Origin of the sequence: Dickeya lacustris, from assembly GCF_029635795.1 — a bacterium.
Taxonomy (GTDB): domain Bacteria; phylum Pseudomonadota; class Gammaproteobacteria; order Enterobacterales; family Enterobacteriaceae; genus Dickeya; species Dickeya lacustris.
Window position 1 is genome coordinate 3,129,804 of record NZ_CP114280.1, and the last position, 19,511, is coordinate 3,149,314.

A 19,511-nucleotide genomic window follows, 5' to 3' on the forward strand; every position below is an offset into this window, starting at 1 on the left:
ACGAGGCATTACCGGAAGATAGGCAGGCAATCGTTTGTATTGCCGAGTGCGTATTTTTTGTTATGTTTGCACAGACTGGTTTTTGAACCGTCGCATCTGAAGTCTGAAAATAAGGTCGGGAAATGGCAAAGGTATCACTGGAAAAAGACAAGATTAAGTTCCTGTTGCTGGAAGGGGTTCACCCGAACGCGCTGGAAAATCTGCGCGCAGCGGGTTACACCAATATTGAATATCACAAAGGCGCGCTGGACACGGAAGCGCTAAAAGCATCGATTCGTGATGCGCATTTTGTGGGGATTCGTTCGCGTACTCATCTTACAGAAGAAATTTTCGCTGCCGCAGAGAAGCTGGTTGCCGTCGGGTGTTTCTGCATTGGTACGAACCAGGTTGATTTAGCCGCAGCGACCAAGCGTGGTATCCCGGTTTTCAACGCACCTTTTTCCAATACCCGTTCCGTTGCCGAGTTGGTGATAGGCGAACTGCTGTTGCTGTTGCGCGGTGTGCCGGCTGCTAACGCCAAAGCTCATCGCGGCGTGTGGCATAAACAAGCCGTAGGTTGTTTCGAAGCGCGTGGCAAAAAGCTTGGGATCATCGGTTATGGGCATATAGGTACACAATTAGGCATTCTGGCCGAAAGCCTGGGGATGTATGTCTATTTCTATGATATTGAAAGCAAATTGCCATTAGGTAATGCCCAGCAGGTACGCCATCTGTCTGATTTGCTGAACATGAGCGATGTTGTCAGTCTGCATGTGCCGGAAACCGACAGTACGCAAAATATGATTGGCGCTAATGAACTGGCGCTGATGAAGCCGGGTGCCATTCTTATCAACGCCTCCCGTGGTACTGTAGTGGATATCCCGGCCCTGAGCGACGCATTGACCAGCAAGCACCTGTCTGGCGCAGCGATTGATGTGTTCCCACAAGAGCCTGCCACCAACGCAGACCCGTTCCTGTCACCGTTGTGTGAATTCGATAACGTCATCCTGACGCCACATATCGGTGGTTCGACGGAAGAAGCGCAGGTCAACATCGGTGATGAAGTCGCCGGAAAACTGGCGAAATATTCGGACAATGGTTCCACCTTGTCAGCGGTTAACTTCCCTGAAGTTTCATTACCTGCGCATGGCGATCGGGCTAGCCGTCTGTTGCATATCCATGAAAATCGACCGGGTATCATGACGCAGATTAACCATATCTTTGCAGAACAGGGCATTAACATTGCCGCGCAGTATCTGCAAACCAGCCCGGAAATCGGCTACGTGGTAATCGATGTAGAAACGGATGGCGCAGACACCGCATTACAGCTGATGAAGTCCATTCCTGGTACTATTCGCGCCCGCTTGCTCTATTAAGCGTCAGTGATGTGCTGCCCCCGTAGCGGGGCGCAGCAAAAAGCCAGCCTGATAACGGCTGGCTTTTTATTGTTTGCAATATGGCGAATATAACCGAATACACGCCCTCTTATCACTGCGCATTGAAGACATACATATCTTATTATCATCAACCACTTGCTTACGATAAGGGTATGAACGACGCACTTTAGGCGTATTTTTTTACTTTTTTTGCCTGCCGTCAGTGAGCCGCTATTTACGCGCACAATCAGCGAATTTAGTGCTGCCGCACAATGTTTTATGACAACGGTTACGATAATTTTAGGCAATTACATTATTTTAATTCTCAGAATGAGATCGCACACAAGGAACCGGATGATTTGTACTGTCCACTCATCCACCGTGCATGATAAAGTTATAACCGCTTTTCTTTTTTAAAGAAACGACAAAATAATTAAATTGAAATATTGTTTCGTTTTTCCTGGTTGACGTGTTTTGTGACGCATTCGATAACCGGTCGTGGCGTCGTTACCGTCACGTTTTCTCAGGAAATGCTGTATGTGGCAGCGCTACTTTATATGACATTCATTCTCGTTACCCAAATGCGGCGGCCGCCGTCAGTCAGATGGGGTATGCCATCAGGCAGGCCAGCGGAAGCCACATCAGGGGGGCGTGAAGTGTTACAGGTATACGTGCTTTCGCTGCTGATGGCAGCGGAAGTGATTAGCATCTCGTGGTGAAAGTGAGAAATCAGAATGGTAAACCAAAAAGGGACTATTTCTTCGATAAACAACATTCGTCTTGTGACGCTCTTTATTACATTGCTCACTATTATTCTGGTGCTGTTTGCGATCTCGATTGGTACAGCGAGTTATTTTCTTAAACAGAGTAATGTATCGCTGGAAAGAGCGAATCTGGTATCGGATATTCGTGCCGGCATCAGCAGCAGTATGGATAACTTCCGTGTTTCCCGTCAGCTATTAGTGCAGGCTGTGGCAGCGTCACGTATTGGCGATCAGGATGCGTACAGTAAATCCTTTAATGAAGGCGTGGATCGTATCAAAAGCTCGCAGAAACGCTTTGATGATTATATGTCCCGTACGGATAAATCAGATGAGGAAAAAGCGCTGGATGCCGAGCTAACGGCAAACTACGTGGCGTATCGCGATAAGGTGATGATGCCGATGGTTGGCTTTGTTCGTAACGGTGAATTTGAAAGCACCATCGAAATAGAAACTACGCTCGGCCGCCAGTTAGACACTAACTATGCTATTCAGGTACGTAAGGAAGTGAAGTATCTGACGGATCACGCCAACAGTATTAATTCCCAGGCGGCGGCAAACTCGCAGTTGGGCAATATCCTGATGGGGATTTCGTTTGCACTGGCCATTTTGCTGGCGGTGTTGACCTATCTGGTTGTCCGTAAAGCGATTCTGGTGCCGATTAATGTATTGATGACGCGCATTCAACGTATCGCTCAAGGGGATTTGACGCATCCGGCTGAAAATCTGGGTCGTAATGAGATCGGTATTTTGGGTGAAAACCTCCAACAGATGCAGTTATCGCTGACTAACACGGTAACGGTGGTGCGTGAAGGTGCTGACTCCATTTATCAGGGGGCATCTGAAATCAGTGCAGGCAACGTCGATCTTTCTTCACGTACGGAACAGCAGGCTGCTGCGCTTGAGCAAACGGCTGCCAGCATGGAAGAGTTGACTTCGACGGTGAAACAAAACTCCGATAACGCTAACCATGCCAGCCAATTGGCGCGTAACGCGTCCAGCAAAGCCGAGCAGGGGGGAAGCATCGTACAGGATGTGGTTAATACGATGAGTGAGATTTCCTCCAGTTCGAAGAAAATTTCTGAAATTACCAGCGTTATCAACAGCATTGCATTCCAGACCAATATTCTGGCTTTGAATGCTGCTGTTGAGGCCGCACGTGCCGGTGAGCAAGGCCGTGGCTTTGCAGTGGTGGCCGGGGAAGTGCGTAGTCTGGCGCAGCGTAGTGCTCAGGCGGCAAAAGAGATTGAATCGTTAATCGGCGAGTCGGGGCGATTGGTCGAGACGGGGTCTGATTTGGTCGCCAAGGCAGGTATGACCATGGAAGAGATTGTGAAGGCCGTGGTGAGCGTGACGGATATCATGGGCGAAATTGCTTCTGCATCTGATGAGCAAAGCCGGGGAATTGGCCAGGTCAATCAGGCTGTGCTGGAAATGGAGGGAACGACTCAGCAGAATGCGGCGTTAGTTCAGCAGGCTTCTGCGGCAGCGCAATCGCTGGAATCTCAGGCGGAAAGGCTGACGCAGGCAGTGGCGGTGTTTAAACTGAGTCGTCATCAGGAGCAGGCACCTGCGCGAGCGGTGTTATCCTCTCACCGAGCGCCCTCGCAACCTGTCGCCGCTATAAGCGCCAGAAGCGGCAGCAGGAGTAGCGAACAGAATTGGGAAACGTTTTGATATTCTGTCTCTCATGCATGAGTCAATGACAGGCATGAAAAAATAATGAAAAAAGCGCCCGTCTTTATGACGGGCGCTTTGCTATCTATTGAACTCTCTATTGTTCTCTGAGAGCCGGGCGTTTTTCCGTCAGGCCTGAGAAGCCCGACGGTTGTCCTTTTCGGTGTAACGCTAACGCTTATGCCATCTTTTTATACTTGATGCGATGAGGCTCTAGTGCTTCGGCACCGAGCGTACGCTTCTTGTACTCTTCGTATTCGGTGAAGTTACCCTCGAAGAATTCGACCTTACCCTCATCCTGATAGTCGATGATATGCGTGGCGATACGATCCAGGAACCAGCGGTCATGGGAGATAACCATGGCACAGCCAGGGAACTCGAGCAGGGCGTTTTCCAGCGCGCGCAGTGTTTCGATATCAAGGTCGTTAGTCGGTTCATCAAGCAGTAGCATGTTGCCACCGACTTGCAGCAGTTTTGCCAGATGCACTCGGCCACGCTCACCACCCGATAGCTCGCCAATACGTTTGCCTTGGTCAACCCCTTTGAAGTTAAAACGACCAACATAAGCGCGGCTGGGAAGCTCGAAGTTACCGATGCGCATAATATCCTGCCCACCTGAAACCTCTTCCCACACGGTTTTACTGCCGTCCATCTTATCCCTGAACTGGTCTACCGAGGCAAGCTGTACTGTTTCACCTAACTCGATAGTGCCGGAATCCGGGTGTTCCTGACCTGATAACATACGGAACAGGGTTGATTTACCTGCACCGTTAGGGCCGATGATACCGACAATCGCGCCTTTAGGAATGGAGAACGACAGGCCGTCAATCAGCATTCGGTCGCCATAGGATTTAGCCAGATTTTGCACTTCCAGCACTTTATCGCCGAGGCGTGGGCCTGGTGGAATAAACAATTCGCTGGTTTCATTACGTTTTTGGTATTCAACGCTATTGAGCTCATCAAAGCGGGCCAGACGAGCCTTCCCTTTTGCCTGACGGCCTTTAGGGTTCTGGCGTACCCATTCCAGTTCTTTCTCAATGGATTTGCGGCGTGCCGCTTCTGTTGACGCTTCTTGAGCCAGCCGCTGATCTTTCTGCTCCAGCCAGGAAGAGTAGTTCCCTTCCCACGGAATACCCTCGCCACGGTCGAGTTCCAGAATCCAGCCTGCCACATTATCCAGGAAGTAGCGGTCATGCGTAATGGCAACAACCGTGCCTTCGTAGTCATGCAGGAATCGCTCCAGCCAGGCAACCGACTCTGCATCCAGGTGGTTGGTTGGCTCGTCCAGCAGCAGCATGTCGGGTTTTTCCAGCAACAGGCGGCAGATGGCAACGCGGCGGCGCTCACCCCCGGAGAGGTTGGCAATTTTGGCTTCCCACGCAGGCAAACGCAGTGCATCCGCAGCACGTTCAAGCTGGTTATCGAGATTGTGGCCATCATGAGCCTGAATGATGGCTTCAAGTTCACCTTGCTCTTTAGCCAATTTATCGAAATCGGCATCGGGATCGGCGTAAGCGGCGTACACTTCGTCAAGGCGGGTCAACGCGCGTTTTACTTCAGATACCGCCTCTTCAATCGCTTCGCGGACGGTGTGCTCCAGATTCAGTTGGGGCTCTTGCGGCAGATAGCCGATTTTAATCCCAGGCTGTGGTCGAGCCTCACCTTCAATGTCTGTATCAATCCCGGCCATAATACGCAGCAGGGTTGATTTACCTGCGCCATTTAGCCCCAGTACACCGATTTTGGCGCCAGGGAAAAAGCTAAGGGAGATATTTTTCAGGATATGTCGTTTCGGCGGAACCACTTTGCCGACGCGGTGCATGGTGTAAACGTATTGAGCCACGTTGCTCTGAGCCTCTTTTCTATTCGTTCAGTTTAGCGTGATGCCATTAAAGCATGGCGCTTATAGGGGCATGTTGCTGAAAGCGCGTTGTACGCTGCCAGCAAAGGGGATTTACTGTTGACGGAGTTTAGCTGTTTTCGCCAAATGATCCCAGCTATCCCGTTATTGCGTTAACGAGTCTGCGAGGTGTGTTCCAGCGGTAATGCAATCGATGGTGTGCGGTTGGTTGAAACTGCGGGCAACATGGTCTTGCCGCGATAAATCTCAATATTTTGTTCTGTCTTCAGCCCGCCGGGGCGTATCGTTGCCCAGCAGGATATGCCAAACTGACGGTCAATTTGACATCGGTTCTGTCAGGTAAACGCCGCGCGGTAGCAACCTGCCTGATGGTTTAAGGGCTGAGAGATATTAAATACATTTATCTCGGCGGCGTTGGCGGAAATAATCATGAATGAGGGCAGCAGAGAGATGTTCAGCATGAGGTATTGGCGATATGTGGCCGTCGCACTGTGTCTTATTGGGGCATCAAGCCAGGTATTGGCGGATTCGCTCAATGAACAGCGCCAGCGTTATCAGCAGGTAAAGACCGCGTGGGATGCGAACCAGATGGATGTGGTGTCCCAGCTTATGCCAACGCTACTCAACTACCCGCTTTACCCCTATCTGGAATATCGGGCATTAACGCAGGATTTGTCGACGCTGACTGTCGCGCAAGTCAAACAGTTTATGGCGGCACATCCGACGCTTCCTTCGGTTCGCACACTGAACAACAGTTTTATTAATGAGCTGGCGCGCCGTCAGGATTGGTCAGGGGTGCTGGCCTTCAGCCCGGAGCAACCCAAAGCCGTTGCTTCTCGTTGCAACTACTTATATGCGAAGGTGATGACAGGCCAGCCGCAGGGCGTGTGGGAACAAACCCAAGACATCTGGCTGGTTGGCAGCGCTTTGCCTGCGTCTTGTGACCCGTTATTTTCTGCCTGGCAGCAGCAAGGTGGATTAACCGCATTGCTGATTTTAGAGCGCATGAGGCTTGCAATGGAGGCCGGTAATGCTGGCCTGGTCAGCCATTTATCTAAACAGTTACCGGCAGATTATAAAACCATCACCGATGCATTACTGAAGTTACAAAGCAATCCCAAAGCCATTGAGCGCTTTGCCCGTAGCGTAGGCCCAACCGATTTTACACGCAAAGTGATGTTATCTGCGTTTAGCCGTCTGGCGCGTCAGGACCCAGAGGGGGCGCAAGCGCTGTTGCCGCAATTGGTGCGTTTACAAAAAGTGGGCCCTCAGGAGCGTCAGAGCATGGAAGATGACGTTGCCGGGCGCTTTATTGGAAATGACGTCACTCAGGCTCAGGCTGAGTGGCGTGATGCGGTTATTCAGCGCAGTACATCCGTACCGTTACTGGAACGTCGTGTACGTATGGCGCTGGCTCAGGGAGACAGAAGCGGGTTTTCGCAATGGTTAGCTCGTTTGCCAGCACAGGCCCGGCAGAAAGAGGAATGGCGTTATTGGGCCGCTGTCTTGATGATAGAAAAAGGGCAAAAAGCCGAAGGGGAGAGTCAACTGCGTGATTTGATGCAGATCCGAGGTTTTTATCCGATGGCGGCCGCACAGAAATTAAATGTGAATTATCCGCTAACCACGATTATTGCAGCCAAACCCGATCCTTCTCTTGGCCAGTTAGCTGAGATTGCTCGTGTAAAAGAGCTTATGTTTTGGGGGCTGGAAAGCCTGGCTCGCTCGGAATGGGGGGCGTTGGTCGCCAGCCGTGATAAACCACAGCAAGAAGCGCTGGCACGGTTTGCCCTTGAGCAACATTGGTATGATCTCAGCGTACAGGCCACTATCGTTGCCAGGTTATGGGATAACTTGCCAGAACGTTTTCCACTGGCATGGGAAGACGTGTTCCGCCAGGCAACGCAAGGGATGGGCGTGAGCCAAAGCTATGCGATGGCGATTGCGCGTCAGGAGAGTGCCTGGAACCCTCAGGCGCGCTCAAGCGTTGGCGCATCAGGGTTAATGCAGTTAATGCCGGCAACAGCCCAACATACAGCAGAGATGTTTAATATTGCCAACTATACAAGCAGTAATCAGCTGTTAGATCCGCTCATCAATATCCAATTGGGCACCCGTTATTTAGACTATGTGTATCAGTTGTTTGGGCAAAATCGGGTGCTGGCGTCAGCTGCATATAATGCCGGGCCTTCCCGTGTCAGCAATTGGTTGAAAGACAGCAGTGGCCGCCTGGATGCTGTCGCGTTCGTTGAGAGCATTCCATTTGCTGAAACCCGGGCCTATGTTAAGAACGTGCTGGCATATGATGTTTTCTACCGTAGTTTGATGCAGAAGCCAACCAGTCTGTTTACTGATAATGAGTGGCAACGACACTACTGACGCCATTGCCTCTGGGTTGCGAAAGCGGGGAAAGAATGGCTTTCGCAGCCTGTTTCATGCCATTGAGCTCCGCTTGCTCCCAGTGTGTTATGTTCGGCTGGCGGTGTCTGGAGCAGGCTGTTGGGAGAAAAATTGTACAAAAAAGAGTACAAGACGGTTGAACAGCTTTTACCTACAGGCGCTGAAGGCCGGTTATTACACTGTCGTTTGCTGGTATGTAGAGAAATATTCTAGTCATTGTGCTTTTTTTCGTCTGAAATAGTATGCTATCCTACTGTACTAGTTTAATAGTATGGCATGCCATTATGACACCATTTGCTTCCCTTGATGTTAACTCTCCCGAATACAATGATAAAGACTGGCAATCTTTTGTGGCGTTGCTGCAACTGGCGGTAGCCGAAGGTGTGGAACAGCCACTGTTACAGCTATTGTTAACCCCTGATGAGCGTGCGGCTTTAGGAACTCGGGTGAGAATTATTCAGGAGCTGATGCGCGGCAAAATGAGTCAGCGAGAGCTGAAAAACGAGCTGGGGGCCGGAATTGCAACGATTACACGAGGCTCTAACGGCCTTAAATCCGCACCGCCCAGATTAAAAACGTGGCTGGAAGCGCAATTGTTACCAGAGCATGAACCTTCTTCGCAGAAAGAGTCGTGAGTGCTTGCCAACAGTATGGTGGTCATGCGCCGGGCGTGAGTATCGGGTGTTGATAAACCGGGTTATGGAATGGCACCAGAGCCAATAACAGCGCCTGATAATACACACTGGTTCTGGATAATTTGCCATCGGTGAAGACACCGATTGCCCCGCCCTGACGTTTAATATCCTGAATACCGGTTAATCGCGCCATTTCATCGCCAAGCTCTCTGCCTGCACTAATGCCTTGCAGAATGCTGTCAGGTAGTACCAGGCTTGCGGAGCGCGACTCGCCGCGAATCGTGGCGTTTTCAATCACCATCCAGGCAAAGGTCATACTCTCTTCAATCCCTGCTTCTACGCCAACCCAGAAATCAGCTTCCGGGCGCACCTGGCGCGCTCTCATTACACGATTCCTGGCACCGGTGCGGGTTTCAACCGACCCCTGTGGCTGACTAGGTACTCCACTATCTACATCAACCCCTTCTATACGGCAATTATCTGCACCAAAGACATCAGCAAATGCTAAAGTGATGGCGCGAATTTTGGCCGGGTTGGTCGTAGATGCGACAACGTGGTACATAATGCTTCCCTACCTTGCAGTGAGTTTGACGCAGTATAACGGAAAAAGAGTATGTTACAGGTATATCTTGTTCGTCATGGTGAAACTGAATGGAACGTAGCGCGCCGTATTCAGGGACAATCAGACAGTGCATTGACGCTGGCAGGAGAGGCTCAGGCACGACGTGTGGCGGAAAGAGTGAAAAAATTGGGGATTACCCATATTTTTACCAGCGATCTTGGCAGAACACGCCATACTGCTGACATCATTGCCCAGGCGTGCGGTGAGTGCACAGTGATTCTGGAGCCGGACTTGCGTGAATTGAATATGGGAATATTGGAGGAGCGCTTGATTGACTCCCTTAGCCCTGAAGAGGAAGGATGGCGTAAGACGCTGCTTGATGGTACTCGGGATGGTCGCGTGCCTGAAGGCGAGTCGATGTCGGAACTGGCGCTAAGGATGCATCGGGTATTAGATAAGTGCCTGGCTTTACCGCAAGGCAGCCGGCCATTGTTGGTTAGCCATGGTATCGCGTTAGGTTGCCTGTTAAGCACGCTGTTGGGATTACCTGCTTTTGCCGAACGTCGATTGCGCCTGCGTAACTGTTCACTCTCTCGTGTGGATTACCAGCAAAGTCCCTGGCTTGCGCCGGGATGGGTGGTGGAAACTGCCGGAGACGTCGCTCATCTTGACGCTCCAGCCTTGGATGAAGTGCAACGTTAGCGCTGGACAGGAATAAGGTACTCACACCGAATAATTTTCGGGGGCTCTATTTCCTCTTTGTCACCCGGTGGGTGATAGCGCTCGATGTCAAACCCCTGTCGGCGAGTCAACTTATAGGTTGGCAGACAAGTGTCATAGAGCGTGATGATGAAATCCTGCAAGTTATCGGGCGGGCCTTCATAGATAAACATGGCGTATTCTCCGCCCGGCAACATCACCGGTTCACCAGGATGAACTCCATCGGGCACATGGTGGGGTTCTAATGCCGTGGTATATAGCACTTCGTGTTCATCGTCTTTCTCTTTACTTGGGCGAGAATGGTGCAAGCCATAAAGTACCGGCGGCACATGTTTCGCTTCTCCCAGATACTGCCGCCAAAAGTGAATACGAATTTCAGTTCTAAAACAGGTAATTTGCTCAAGGTTACAGGTGTAGCTTTGCGTCAGGCCCACGAGTTGTGTTTCTGGAAGGCGGATGAACTCAGGCTGTGGCATGGTAAATGCGCCGAGCCGAATCGGTGGGTGAATGCCAAACGTATTCCAGTCGTCAGCGCGCCGATATGAGGCCGGTGTTTGAGCAAACTGTTTTTTAAACGCCCGAGTGAACGTTTGCTGAGAATCGAAACGGTATTGTAAGGCGATGTCGAGAATAGGGCGGCTGGTGAGACACAGGGCGACAGCCGCTTTCGTGAGGCGACGTGCGCGAATGTATGAACCTATAGCATGCCCTGTTACTTCCTTGAACATTCTCTGTAAGTGCCACTTAGAGTAACCGGCCTTGGCTGCAACATTATCCAGTGATAACGGTTGGTCAAGATGACCTTCCAGCCAGTTAAGCAGGTCACGTATGATACTGGCTTGATCCATAGATCGTCCTCATAAAATACACTGAGCGTTAAGCGTGTAAGATCAGGCATCATAGCAATTTTTTCTCGTACGCACTTACACAAGATTTTTGTGCCTGACGAGCAAAGAATCTGATTAACATAGGCGGCGACAGCAACCTGTCCGATATATGCTCTTTGCACTACAGATAGAACACCGTTACAGCAATTAAAGAGAGAGACAACAATGAAGAAACACCTGTTCTTGACGGCGGCGGCCCTGTTTTTTGGCATGACGGCCGTGCGTGCCGAGGAGATCGGTTCAGTGGATACGGCGTTTAAGCTGCTGGGCCCGGATCATAAAATTATTGTTGAGGCGTTTGATGATCCTGATGTTACGAATGTCACTTGTTATTTAAGCCGTGCGAAAACCGGAGGAATCAAGGGCGGATTGGGACTGGCTGAAGACACATCCGATGCGGCTATTTCTTGTCAGCAGGTTGGCCCGATTACGCTGAGTGATAAAATCACAAGCAGTAAGGGTAAAGGGAATGTGGTTTTTCAGCAGAGAACTTCGTTGATTTTTAAGAAATTACAGGTCGTTCGTTTCTATGACGCGAAACGTAATGCGCTGGTCTATCTGACCTATTCTGATCGTGTTATCGATGGTTCACCGAAGAATGCACTCAGTGCGGTGCCGATTTTACCCTGGAGTAAATAATGGCTTACGTGGTTGTGCAGGCATAATAGCTGCGCGGGCATAATAAAGGCCGGGGTAAAACCCGGCCTTTTGCTTGTGATAACGTGCAGAGGAGATCAGTCCTCCAGATCACCACAAAAGCGATAACCTTCGCCATGAATAGTGGCGATGATTTCCGGCGTATCCGCCGTGGACTCGAAATGTTTACGAATGCGGCGAATCGTAACATCTACAGTACGGTCATGCGGTTTCAGCTCACGGCCAGTCATCTTCTTCAACAGCTCGGCACGGGTCTGGATTTTGCCCGGATTTTCGCAGAAGTGCAGCATGGCACGGAATTCGCTACGCGGCAGTTTATACTGCTCACCGGTCGGGCTAACCAGAGAACGGCTGTTGATATCCAGCTCCCAACCGTTAAAGCGGTAGCTTTCCACCAGACGACGCTCTTCAGTCCCGCCACCTAAATTCATGGTACGAGAGAGCAGGTTACGTGCACGAATGGTGAGTTCACGCGGATTGAACGGCTTGGTGATATAATCATCAGCACCGATTTCCAGGCCAAGAATCTTATCGACCTCGTTATCGCGCCCGGTCAGGAACATCAGCGCCACGCTTGCCTGTTCACGTAATTCACGTGCTAACAACAGGCCATTCTTACCTGGCAGATTGATATCCATAATGACCAAATTGATGTCGTGTTCAGACAGGATATGGTGCATTTCGGCGCCGTCGGTGGCTTCGTGAACGACATATCCCTCAGCCTCAAAAATACTTTTGAGGGTGTTACGAGTAACCAATTCGTCTTCGACAATAAGAATGTGCGGGGTCTGCATGTTTGCTACCTAAAATTGCCAACTAATATAGAGATTCGAAAGTACAGAAGTCCTGGTTCTCTCGGGCGTTTTGGCAAATTATGTTCACCGTTTTTTCGCCGACCGACTCAAGTACGTAAATACGTTTTGATGCACTCGTTTCCACCTGAAGCGCATCTGGTAACAGGTGACGATGAGGCCTTACAACCGGGCCTGATGTGGCGCTCAGTTTAACCTTATTAACAGCAACATAACAGCGAACACTGATTTTACCGACGGGCAAATCTACGGTTCCATTGACATATATCAAATTTCATTGTAGCACGTTAGCAATTTGTAGAAAACGCGCAATGAATGCCGATATCTATCACAATTTAACATTTTTATTTTCGCTACGGCATAATAAATGTTGATGGCTGAAGCGTTTCCGTTTTCTTGAACTCAGTGATGGGGCGTTTAGCGCCCGGCGCTGTCTGTTGTGTCGCTGATTTTGTTAGTATTTTGTTTCTTATTATCGAATTATAAAGCCAGTGTCCTTCGGGCAATCTGGGAGGTTATGTGCAGTTTTATCTTGTTTTAGTCGCCCCGGCGCGCGCGGAAAATGTCGGGGCTGCTGCCCGGGCGATGAAAACGATGGGGTTTGGTCGGCTGCGTATTGTTGATAGTTCGGCACATCTTGAACCGGCTGCGCGTTGGGTGGCTCATGGTTCTGGCGATGTGCTGGATAATGTGGAATGTTTTGCGACACTGGCGGATGCGCTGGCTGACGTTGAGTTTACCGTTGCGACAACGGCACGAAGCCGTGCTCGGTTTCATTATTACTGTACGCCTGCGCAACTGTTGCCTGTGCTGGAAGAAAAACGGCAATGGGTTTCATCTGTCGCGTTAGTGTTTGGTCGCGAAGATTCCGGGCTCACGAACGAAGAATTGGCGCTGGCGGATATCCTTACCGGTGTGCCGATGGTGGCGGATTATCCATCGCTGAATTTGGGGCAGGCTGTTATGGTGTACTGCTACCAACTGTCGTCGTTGATGGATGTTACGGCTCCGGCCGCACAACCGGCACAGCCTGGGCAGCTATCGGCATTGAGAGAGCGCTGCGATCGTCTGCTACTGGCAGTGGGCGCACAGCAAGATGAAAAGTTGCGTGACTGGCTGCAACAGCGTCTTGGGTTACTGGAGCAGCGTGACAGCGCGATGTTGCATCGACTGTTACATGACGTGGAAAAAACGTTCTCGGTTGAAGATATCAAAAAATAGTTATTTTATAGATATAAAAGCTAATATTTAAACTTAATCGAAGTATTGTGTGGTTTTTTTGTCTGTGTGCAGCCAATGCATCCATTGCGCCCCCAGTGAATCGGTGCGCCTGATAAAGAAATCCATTGACTTGACAGGGCGATTGCCCTAACTAATAAGGCAGATAAATTTTCTGCTTACAAGAACGGTACGTCATGCATTCCATCAGCCTGGTTATCACCACCATTATTATTACCACCGGTACTACCAGTAACGGTGCGGGCTGACGCGTACAGAGAAATCCAGAAAAAGCCCGCACTCGACAGTGCGGGCTTTTTTTTTACAGATATCGCGGGTTTATTTCTGCCTGCCAACGTAACAAGGCCGTAGTCAACGGTATTCAAAAACGCACCGGGCGTTTTTGACCACTGAAAATTCAGGAGAACAGACAAAAATGCGAGTGTTGAAATTTGGCGGGACTTCGGTTGCCAACGCAGAGCGGTTTGCACGCGTTGCCGATATCATTGAAAGCAATGCACGTCAGGGACAGGTTGCCACGGTATTGTCGGCACCGGCAAAGATAACCAATCACCTGGTGGCAATGGTTGAAAAAACCGTCGCCAAACAGGATACCCAGCCAAATATCGCAGAAGCAGAAGCCATTTTTGCCGATTTGTTGCAGGGATTAGCACAGTCACAGCCCGGTTTTGCCTATGACCGCTTGAAAGCGCTCGTCGATGAGGAGTTCGCCGAGATAAAACAGGTGCTGCATGGTATCGCGCTATTAGGCCAATGCCCGGATAGCGTGAACGCCGCCATGATTTGCCGTGGTGAAAAGCTCTCTATTGCAATAATGGAGGCTGTTTTCCAGGCGCGTGGTTATCACGTGTCTGTCATCGATCCCGTGCGCAGTTTGTTGGCGCAGGGCCATTATCTGGAATCGACGGTTGAGATTACCGAGTCAACCCGCCGTATTCGCGAACAGGCGATTCCGGCTGACCACGTCGTACTGATGGCGGGTTTCACTGCCGGGAATGATAAAGGCGAGTTGGTCGTGTTAGGTCGCAACGGCTCTGACTATTCGGCAGCCGTGCTGGCGGCGTGTCTGCGTGCCGATTGTTGTGAAATCTGGACTGATGTTGACGGCGTATACACCTGTGACCCACGTCAGGTACCGGATGCCCGATTGCTGAAATCCATGTCTTATCAGGAGGCGATGGAGCTGTCTTACTTCGGTGCCAAGGTGCTTCATCCTCGCACTATTGCTCCTATCGCCCAGTTCCAGATTCCCTGCCTTATCAAAAATACGGAAAATCCGCAGGCACCTGGTACGCTTATCGGGCTTGAGAGCCTCGATACCCAATACCCGGTTAAAGGCATCACCAACCTGAATAACATGGCGATGATCAACGTTTCCGGCCCCGGTATGAAAGGGATGGTGGGCATGGCCGCGCGCGTGTTTGCCGCTATGTCGCGCGCCGGTATTTCCGTTGTGCTGATTACCCAGTCGTCGTCTGAGTACAGCATCAGTTTTTGCGTGTCTCAAAGCGAGTTGCCGCGAGCCCGTAAAACGCTGGAAGATGAATTCTATCTGGAATTAAAAGAAGGCGTGCTGGAGCCGCTGGATGTGGTGCAGCGACTGGCCATCATCTCCGTGGTCGGCGACGGTATGCGCACGCTGCGCGGCCTGTCGGCGCGACTGTTTACGGCACTGGCCAGCGCCAACATCAATATTGTGGCGATAGCGCAGGGCTCGTCTGAGCGCTCAATCTCGGTGGTCGTCAATAACGACGTCGCCACCACGGGCGTGCGGGTTGCGCATCAGATGCTGTTTAACACCAATCAGGTGCTGGATGTGTTCGTCATTGGCGTGGGCGGCGTGGGCGGCGCACTGCTGGAGCAGATTCAGCGTCAACAGCCGTGGTTGAAACAAAAGCACATTGATGTGCGCGTATGCGGAATCGCCAACTCGAAAGCGATGCTGACTAACGTACACGGTATTGCGATGGACAACTGGCGTGATGAGCTGGCGCGCGCGCGTGAGCCGTTTAGTCCGGCCGCCATCAGCCGCCTGGTGAAAGAGTACCATCTGCTCAATCCGGTGATTATCGATTGTACCTCGAGCCAGGCGGTGGCTGACCAATACGTTGATTTCCTGGCTGAAGGTTTTCACGTCGTTACGCCGAACAAAAAAGCCAATACCGGCTCATTGCGCTACTACCATCAGTTGCGTCAGGCGGCGGCCAAATCGCGTCGTAAGTTCCTGTATGACACCAACGTCGGTGCGGGGTTGCCGGTTATCGAAAACTTGCAGAACCTGCTGAATGCCGGTGATGAGCTGATCCGCTTTAATGGTATTTTGTCCGGCTCGCTGTCGTTTATCTTCGGTAAGCTTGATGAAGGCATGTCGCTCTCTGCGGCAACCTTGCTGGCAAAAGAAAAAGGCTTTACCGAGCCAGACCCGCGAGATGACCTTTCCGGGATGGATGTGGCGCGTAAGTTACTGATTTTGGCGCGTGAAGCGGGCTATGAGCTGGAACTTGAGGATATTCAGGTAGATTCCGTACTGCCGCCTGACTATGCCCAGGGCGATGTTGCCAGTTTCCTGTCGCGCTTACCGGCGCTGGATGCCGAGTTCTCCCAGCGTATTGAGGCCGCCCGCGCGGAAGGTAAAGTGTTGCGTTATGTCGGTAAGATTGACGAAGGCAAATGTCAGGTGACGATCAGTGCCGTGGGCAGTAATGACCCGCTGTTTAAAGTCAAAGACGGCGAGAACGCACTGGCGTTTTACAGCCGGTACTATCAACCCTTACCACTGGTGCTGCGTGGGTACGGGGCTGGCAATGATGTGACGGCAGCCGGTGTGTTTGCTGATTTGCTGCGCACGTTGTCGTGGAAGGTAGGAGTATGAGAATGGTAAAGATTTATGCCCCGGCGTCTATCGGGAATGTCAGCGTCGGTTTTGACGTGCTGGGTGCGGCGGTATCACCGGTTGATGGCACCCTGCTGGGCGACTGTGTCACGGTGCAGGAAGCCGAGCTGTTTACCCTGCGTAATGAAGGGCGGTTTGTCAGCAAATTGCCCGATAACCCGAAAGAGAACATTGTTTATCAATGCTGGGAACGGTTCTGTCAGGAAATCGGCAAGACGGTGCCGGTCGCTATGACGCTGGAAAAGAACATGCCGATCGGCTCCGGCCTTGGCTCCAGCGCGTGTTCGGTCGTCGCCGGTTTGATGGCGATGAACGAATTCTGCGGCAAACCGCTGGATGATAACCGCCTGCTCACGCTGATGGGGGAACTGGAGGGGCGTATTTCCGGCAGCGTTCACTACGATAACGTCGCGCCCTGTTTTCTCGGCGGTATTCAGTTAATGGTCGAAGAAATGGGCATCGTCAGCCAGCCGGTGCCAGGGTTTGATGAATGGCTGTGGGTGATGGCCTATCCGGGCATTAAAGTCTCTACCGCCGAAGCGCGGGCAATCCTGCCAGCACAGTATCGCCGTCAGGATTGTATTAGCCATGGCCGTTATCTGGCCGGTTTCATCCACGCCTGTCATACCGGACAGGCGGAACTGGCGGCAAAATTAATGCAGGATGTGATTGCCGAACCGTACCGTACTCGCCTGCTGCCGGGCTTTGCGGCAGCGCGTCAGGCAACCCGTGAGCTCGGCGCGCTGGCGTGTGGTATTTCCGGCTCCGGGCCGACGCTGTTTTCCGTATGCAATGAGATGAACGCTGCCCACCGTGTAGCGGATTGGCTGCGTGAGAACTATCTGCAAAACGATGAAGGGTTTGTTCATATTTGCCGTCTGGATACCGCAGGCGCGCGACAATTGGGATAACGCATGAAACTGTACAATCTGAAAGACCACAATGAACAGGTGAGCTTTGCCGAAGCGATTAAAAAGGGGCTGGGCAGCAATCAGGGCCTGTTCTTCCCGCTGGAATTACCCGAATTCGATCGCACCACGATTGATGAACTGCTGTCGCTGGATTTTGTCACCCGCAGCAGCCGTATTTTATCGGCATTTATTGGCGATGAAATGTCTGATGAGACCGTCTATCAGCGTGTGAAAGCGGCGTTCCGCTTCCCGGCACCGGTGGTCTCAGTGAGCGAAGACATTGGCGCGCTGGAGTTGTTCCACGGCCCGACGCTGGCATTCAAGGATTTTGGTGGCCGTTTTATGGCGCAGATGCTGGCTGAAGTCGCTGGCGATGAGCAAATTACCATCCTGACTGCCACCTCCGGCGACACCGGCGCTGCCGTCGCCCACGCGTTTTACGGCCTGAAAAACGTACGCGTGGTTATCCTCTACCCGAACGGTAAAATCAGCCCGTTACAGGAAAAACTGTTCTGTACGCTCGGTGGCAATATTCACACCATTGCGATTGATAGCGACTTCGATGCATGTCAGGCGTTGGTAAAACACGCGTTTGATGACGAAGAGCTGAAACGTGCGATAGGGCTCAATTCCGCTAACTCTATTAATATCAGCCGCCTGCTGGCGCAAATCAGCTACTACTTTGAAGCGGTGGCCCAATTACCGCAGGAAGCCCGCAATCAGTTGGTGGTGTCAGTGCCGAGCGGTAACTTTGGCGACCTGACAGCGGGCCTGTTGGCCAAATCGCTGGGCTTGCCGGTGAAACGTTTTATTGCTGCCACCAATGCGAACGATACGGTGCCACGCTTTTTGCAACACGGTGTCTGGCAGCCTAACCCGACGGTGGCGACGCTCTCTAACGCAATGGATGTCAGCCAGCCGAATAACTGGCCGCGCGTAGAAGAGTTATTCCGTCGTAAGGGCTGGCCGCTGACTGCACTGGCGTTTGGTGCCGTGAGCGATGAAACCACTAAAGCGGCCATGCTGGAGCTGGAAGCGCTGGGGTATACCTCTGAGCCCCATGCGGCGATTGCCTATCGTCTGCTGCGCGATCAGCTACAGCCGGGCGAATACGGTTTGTTCCTGGGCACCGCGCATCCGGCGAAATTCAAAGAGAGTGTGGAGGCGATTCTGGGTAAAACGCTGGAACTGCCGCAAGCGCTGGCTGAACGTGCAGAGCTGGCGTTATTATCGCACCACTTTGCCGCTGATTTTGCGCAATTGCGTCAATTCCTGATGGCGTTGCCGCACTGATTCCTGATAAGCGGCCAGTGTCACGCTGCCTGGCCGCTTTCCCGGGATGTTCCGCCGAGTTAAGCGTCGCGCTCGCGGCGCTTAAAGACAAGTTCGCTTGCTGAAGAGTTCGCCGCATCAAAGTAATAGCCTTCGCTGTCGAAATCTCGCAATTGCTCAGGGTGTGTCAGCCGGTTTTGCACGATGAAGCGGCTCATTAACCCGCGCGCTTTTTTGGCGTAGAAGCTGATAACTTTGAATTTTCCATTTTTCTCATCGAGAAAAACCGGTTTTACCAACTGCGCGTTGAGTTTGGCGGGTTTGACGGCTTTGAAATACTCATCTGAGGCCAGATTAATCAGCACGTCATCCCCTTGCGCCGCCAGCGCCTGATTCAGGGTGTGCGTAATTGTGTCACCCCAGAATGGGTAGAGTGACTCTCCAGCGTCATTGCTCAGGCGCGTACCCATTTCCAGCCGGTAAGGTTGCATTAAATCCAGCGGGCGCAATACACCGTACAGGCCGGATAAAATGCGCAAATGTTGCTGGGCAAAATCAAAATCGTCTTCGCTAAAATGTTTCGCCATCAGGCCGGTATACACATCGCCTTTAAACGCCAACAGCGCCTGACGTGCATTGTCTGGCGAGAACTCGGGTTGCCATGTCTGAAAGCGAGCGGCATTAAGGTCGGCCAGCTTATCGCTGATTCCCATTAAGGATGCGATTTCGGCAGGGGTGAGCTGCTGACAGCGCGTAATGAGTTTTTGCGAATAGTCGAGCAATTCGGGTTGCGTATAGCGTGATGTGGCAAGCGGACTGGTGTAATCCAGTGTTTTGGCCGGAGAAAGAACTATCAACATTTAACGTAT

General features: G+C 51.6%; 15 protein-coding genes and 1 other annotated feature. Of the genes, 10 read left to right on the forward strand and 5 right to left on the reverse strand.

The annotated features are described in order from the left end of the window. Window positions 1–122 precede the first annotated feature (122 nt). Both serA and O1Q98_RS14245 read left to right on the forward strand, forming a co-directional pair. On the forward strand, window positions 123–1,355 hold the full coding sequence (serA, locus tag O1Q98_RS14240) for a phosphoglycerate dehydrogenase (protein ID WP_125260728.1): 1,233 nt from the start codon (window positions 123–125) through the stop codon (window positions 1,353–1,355). A gap of 734 nt (window positions 1,356–2,089) precedes the next feature. Beyond that, window positions 2,090–3,793, forward strand: a complete 1,704-nt coding sequence (locus O1Q98_RS14245) for a methyl-accepting chemotaxis protein (protein WP_125260727.1) — start codon at window positions 2,090–2,092, stop codon at window positions 3,791–3,793. Between the two features lie 178 nt (window positions 3,794–3,971). Here the strand turns inward: O1Q98_RS14245 and ettA are convergent, their stop codons facing one another. Continuing rightward, window positions 3,972–5,636, reverse strand: coding sequence for an energy-dependent translational throttle protein EttA (gene ettA / locus O1Q98_RS14250; RefSeq protein ID WP_125260726.1), 1,665 nt, complete (start codon window positions 5,634–5,636; stop codon window positions 3,972–3,974). Between the two features lie 477 nt (window positions 5,637–6,113). On the opposite strand from ettA, the gene sltY reads away from it, so the two are divergent. Further along, window positions 6,114–8,033 (forward strand): murein transglycosylase, encoded by a 1,920-nt coding sequence (gene sltY / locus O1Q98_RS14255; RefSeq protein ID WP_164513034.1) that lies wholly within the window; start codon window positions 6,114–6,116, stop codon window positions 8,031–8,033. A gap of 305 nt (window positions 8,034–8,338) precedes the next feature. Continuing rightward, window positions 8,339–8,689, forward strand: coding sequence for a trp operon repressor (gene trpR / locus O1Q98_RS14260; RefSeq protein ID WP_125260725.1), 351 nt, complete (start codon window positions 8,339–8,341; stop codon window positions 8,687–8,689). 22 nt (window positions 8,690–8,711) lie between these two features. On the opposite strand, the gene yjjX is transcribed toward trpR, so the two are convergent. After that, window positions 8,712–9,251, reverse strand: coding sequence for an inosine/xanthosine triphosphatase (yjjX, locus tag O1Q98_RS14265; protein WP_125260724.1), 540 nt, complete (start codon window positions 9,249–9,251; stop codon window positions 8,712–8,714). 51 nt (window positions 9,252–9,302) lie between these two features. On the opposite strand from yjjX, the gene gpmB reads away from it, so the two are divergent. Next, window positions 9,303–9,953 carry a 2,3-diphosphoglycerate-dependent phosphoglycerate mutase GpmB gene (gene gpmB, locus O1Q98_RS14270; RefSeq protein ID WP_125260723.1) on the forward strand — a complete coding sequence of 217 codons (651 nt, stop codon included), beginning with the start codon at window positions 9,303–9,305 and terminating at the stop codon, window positions 9,951–9,953. On the opposite strand, the gene robA is transcribed toward gpmB, so the two are convergent. Beyond that, on the reverse strand, window positions 9,950–10,819 hold the full coding sequence (robA, locus tag O1Q98_RS14275) for an MDR efflux pump AcrAB transcriptional activator RobA (protein WP_125260722.1): 870 nt from the start codon (window positions 10,817–10,819) through the stop codon (window positions 9,950–9,952). The genes gpmB and robA overlap by 4 nt on opposite strands. 204 nt (window positions 10,820–11,023) lie before the next feature. On the opposite strand from robA, the gene creA reads away from it, so the two are divergent. Then, on the forward strand, window positions 11,024–11,497 hold the full coding sequence (gene creA / locus O1Q98_RS14280; protein ID WP_125260721.1) for a protein CreA: 474 nt from the start codon (window positions 11,024–11,026) through the stop codon (window positions 11,495–11,497). Between the two features lie 95 nt (window positions 11,498–11,592). Here creA and arcA read toward each other — a convergent pair whose 3' ends face one another. After that, on the reverse strand, window positions 11,593–12,309 hold the full coding sequence (arcA, locus tag O1Q98_RS14285) for a two-component system response regulator ArcA (RefSeq protein WP_035344338.1): 717 nt from the start codon (window positions 12,307–12,309) through the stop codon (window positions 11,593–11,595). A gap of 537 nt (window positions 12,310–12,846) precedes the next feature. Here arcA and O1Q98_RS14290 point away from each other — a divergent pair. The 4 genes from O1Q98_RS14290 (at window position 12,847) to thrC (ending at window position 18,663) form a co-directional block, all read left to right on the forward strand. Next, on the forward strand, window positions 12,847–13,548 hold the full coding sequence (locus O1Q98_RS14290; RefSeq protein WP_125260720.1) for a tRNA/rRNA methyltransferase: 702 nt from the start codon (window positions 12,847–12,849) through the stop codon (window positions 13,546–13,548). A gap of 201 nt (window positions 13,549–13,749) precedes the next feature. Then, window positions 13,750–13,869 (forward strand) — a sequence feature (Thr leader region). A 112-nt stretch (window positions 13,870–13,981) separates the two neighbouring features. Beyond that, window positions 13,982–16,438 carry a bifunctional aspartate kinase/homoserine dehydrogenase I gene (thrA, locus tag O1Q98_RS14295; protein WP_125260719.1) on the forward strand — a complete coding sequence of 819 codons (2,457 nt, stop codon included), beginning with the start codon at window positions 13,982–13,984 and terminating at the stop codon, window positions 16,436–16,438. A 2-nt stretch (window positions 16,439–16,440) separates the two neighbouring features. Continuing rightward, the gene (gene thrB, locus O1Q98_RS14300) at window positions 16,441–17,370 is read left to right on the forward strand and encodes a homoserine kinase (RefSeq protein ID WP_125260718.1); all 930 of its coding nucleotides are present in this window, start codon (window positions 16,441–16,443) and stop codon (window positions 17,368–17,370) included. A 3-nt stretch (window positions 17,371–17,373) separates the two neighbouring features. Continuing rightward, window positions 17,374–18,663, forward strand: coding sequence for a threonine synthase (gene thrC, locus O1Q98_RS14305; protein WP_125260717.1), 1,290 nt, complete (start codon window positions 17,374–17,376; stop codon window positions 18,661–18,663). Between the two features lie 59 nt (window positions 18,664–18,722). Here the strand turns inward: thrC and yaaA are convergent, their stop codons facing one another. Beyond that, on the reverse strand, window positions 18,723–19,502 hold the full coding sequence (gene yaaA / locus O1Q98_RS14310) for a peroxide stress protein YaaA (RefSeq protein ID WP_125260716.1): 780 nt from the start codon (window positions 19,500–19,502) through the stop codon (window positions 18,723–18,725). Window positions 19,503–19,511: the final 9 nt, after the last annotated feature.

Coding starts and splice junctions, on each gene's coding strand:
- serA (WP_125260728.1), top strand. CDS start 123: ATGGCAAAGGTATCACTGGAAAAAGACAAGATTAAGTTCCTGTTGCTG.
- O1Q98_RS14245 (WP_125260727.1), top strand. CDS start 2,090: ATGGTAAACCAAAAAGGGACTATTTCTTCGATAAACAACATTCGTCTT.
- sltY (WP_164513034.1), top strand. CDS start 6,114: ATGAGGTATTGGCGATATGTGGCCGTCGCACTGTGTCTTATTGGGGCA.
- trpR (WP_125260725.1), top strand. CDS start 8,339: ATGACACCATTTGCTTCCCTTGATGTTAACTCTCCCGAATACAATGAT.
- yjjX (WP_125260724.1), bottom strand. CDS start 9,251: ATGTACCACGTTGTCGCATCTACGACCAACCCGGCCAAAATTCGCGCC.
- gpmB (WP_125260723.1), top strand. CDS start 9,303: ATGTTACAGGTATATCTTGTTCGTCATGGTGAAACTGAATGGAACGTA.
- robA (WP_125260722.1), bottom strand. CDS start 10,819: ATGGATCAAGCCAGTATCATACGTGACCTGCTTAACTGGCTGGAAGGT.
- creA (WP_125260721.1), top strand. CDS start 11,024: ATGAAGAAACACCTGTTCTTGACGGCGGCGGCCCTGTTTTTTGGCATG.
- arcA (WP_035344338.1), bottom strand. CDS start 12,309: ATGCAGACCCCGCACATTCTTATTGTCGAAGACGAATTGGTTACTCGT.
- thrA (WP_125260719.1), top strand. CDS start 13,982: ATGCGAGTGTTGAAATTTGGCGGGACTTCGGTTGCCAACGCAGAGCGG.
- thrB (WP_125260718.1), top strand. CDS start 16,441: ATGGTAAAGATTTATGCCCCGGCGTCTATCGGGAATGTCAGCGTCGGT.
- thrC (WP_125260717.1), top strand. CDS start 17,374: ATGAAACTGTACAATCTGAAAGACCACAATGAACAGGTGAGCTTTGCC.
- yaaA (WP_125260716.1), bottom strand. CDS start 19,502: ATGTTGATAGTTCTTTCTCCGGCCAAAACACTGGATTACACCAGTCCG.